1 protein-coding gene is annotated in these 1,653 nt (G+C 64.2%); it reads right to left on the bottom strand.

Translation table 11 applies throughout. The features are described 5' to 3' along the window. The coding region (locus GORHZ_RS29155) for an IS1182 family transposase (protein ID WP_006339638.1) at positions 1-1,571 on the bottom strand (1,571 nt) is incomplete at its 3' end. Positions 1,572-1,653 lie beyond the last annotated feature (82 nt).

The raw sequence follows: 1,653 nt of genomic DNA, 5'->3' as shown, positions 1-1,653 counted from the left end.
GTGGTCAGTCCGAGGGTGATCAGTCGGCGCAGGTTGATTCCGGCGGCGCGGTGGTGCAGCCAGTTGTTGTTGCGTTCGATTCCGCGGTAGGGCACGCGCCGGTTGCCGCGGGTCAGCCAGGCGATCGTGCGTTCGACCATTGGGCGATGCTGCCGGTAAGTCTGTTGAATGGTGCTGGTGGTGAAGTGATGTCGGTGTTCACGCTGAAGCTGGTGATGCTTACCGACAGTGATCGTGCGACCGGTGACCGAGGTGGTGCACTGTGACCGCAGTGGGCAACCGCGGCAGCCCGCGCCGAACGTGACCCGCCCTTTCGGGCTGATCGGTCGGGTCAGATTGTTGGGACAGGTCAACGTGTTCGCGTCGGCATCGAAGGCGAAGTCATCGAGAACGAAACCACCGGCGATCGCCGGCTGGTGCGGCCAGGGTTTGATCACCGCACTCCAGCGGGTCGGTGCCAGTGTGGCCAGCATGTCACCGGTTCCATAGGCTGAATCACCCAGCGCTTCGAGGGTATCGGCGGTGTCATCGATGGTGGGATCGGCCAGCAACAATCGCGCGCCGACCGCGCCGTCGGAATTGTCCGGACCGGCGGCCTTGGTCATCTCAATCTCGGTGATCAGCCCGGTATCGGGTTCATTGACGATGTGCCCTTTGAATCCGTCTTGCTGTCGGGACTGGGTTTTATGGGCGTGACGCGCCTCGGGATCGACCGTGGAGATCACCCGATCCGGAGCCGTCTTCTTCGCGATGCGCCAGCGTCCGTCAGTGCCATCTGAGCCGGGTGCCGGTTCCACATCTTGGCCGGCGACCAACGCCAGCAACGCCACCGCCTGCTGCTCGACCTCGTTGTCCGGCTTCTTGCCGATGGCCTCGAGGTCGAGACCGTCGAGCACGGCCAGAGCATCTTCGACCAGGGCGCTGATGAGGTCCTGTTGGGCGGCCTCATCATCCCAGGCGATCCGCGGTTTGCCGGGCCGGTCGTAGCCCGCGCCGGTCAACTCCGCCAGGCGGGTGGCCCGATTGATGACCACCGCAGCCCCGCCGTCGACCTCGCGGGTGACCCGTCGGATCGAGGCGATCAACTGGGTGACGGTGTCCTGGCGGGCCACCGCATCATCGAAGACCGTCGAATCCAGGGCTCGACGATGCTTGCCCGCGAGCACCCCGGTCGCGGTGATGACCTCACGCACCACCTCGAAAATGCGGTGCGGACGATCACTGGCCGCCAGGCGTCGCCGCCAATACGTCAGCGTGGACGAGTGAAAACCTTTGTCGCCCAACACAAATCCACACGCCGCTTTCCATCGCAGATCGAAGGTCACCGCATCAGCAGCCTCCCGATCCGACAAGCCGTGCAGGGTTTGCAACACGATCACCGAGGCCATCGTCGCCGGCGGGATCGACGGGCGGCCCCTCCCACTTGGAAACAGGTCCGCGAACAACTCCGCGGGAAACAACTGCTCGCGATGGGCGGCGAGAAACGCGAACACGCTGCCCTCGGCCAGCAAATGACCGACTACCGAGTTCACATCCAGAAACTCACCCTGGCGATCCGGCTCACCCTGCATACCCTCAGGATCCCAGCTCACCAGGCGAAACCCGCTCATCCCACGCCGAAACCACCACCGATTATTCAGCAGGCTCCTAGGG

The organism is Gordonia rhizosphera NBRC 16068, assembly GCF_000298195.1.
GTDB lineage: Bacteria > Actinomycetota > Actinomycetes > Mycobacteriales > Mycobacteriaceae > Gordonia > Gordonia rhizosphera.
This window is presented reverse-complemented; position numbering and strand designations above follow the sequence as displayed.